Raw genomic sequence first — 446 nt, forward strand, 5'->3', positions numbered from 1 at the left:
AGCGTTGCCTTGTGTTTCGGCAGACGACCGATTGCACTGCGGGTTTGAGTAATTTTAATAGTCTTTGCCATGGTTTATTTCCCCAGAATTTCTTCAACGGATTTACCACGCTTGGCAGCGACCATTTCTGGAGAATTCATATTTTCCAGGCCATCAATAGTTGCACGAACCACGTTGATCGGGTTGGTGGAACCATATGCTTTGGCCAGAACGTTATGAACTCCAGCAACTTCCAGAACGGCGCGCATTGCACCACCGGCGATGATACCGGTACCTTCGGAAGCTGGCTGCATGAATACACGAGAACCCGTGTGAACACCTTTAACCGGGTGCTGCAGGGTGCCGTGGTTCAGCGCGACGTTAATCATATTGCGACGGGCTTTTTCCATCGCTTTCTGGATCGCTGCTGGAACTTCACGCGCTTTACCGTAACCAAAACCAACGCG

Annotated in this window: 2 protein-coding genes; both read right to left on the reverse strand. The window is 50.7% G+C overall.

From position 1 onward, the window contains the following. Positions 1 to 71, reverse strand: a 71-nt coding sequence (locus tag FQK12_RS08490) for an uL30 family ribosomal protein (protein ID WP_310793686.1), incomplete at its 3' end; no start/stop codon positions are given. A 3-nt stretch (positions 72 to 74) separates the two neighbouring features. Then, a partial coding sequence (gene rpsE, locus FQK12_RS27260) for a 30S ribosomal protein S5 (RefSeq protein WP_186711186.1) occupies positions 75 to 446 on the reverse strand: 372 nt, incomplete at its 5' end.

It is taken from the genome of Klebsiella sp. ME-303 (assembly GCF_007910085.1).
Taxonomy (GTDB): Bacteria; Pseudomonadota; Gammaproteobacteria; order Enterobacterales; family Enterobacteriaceae; genus Klebsiella; species Klebsiella michiganensis.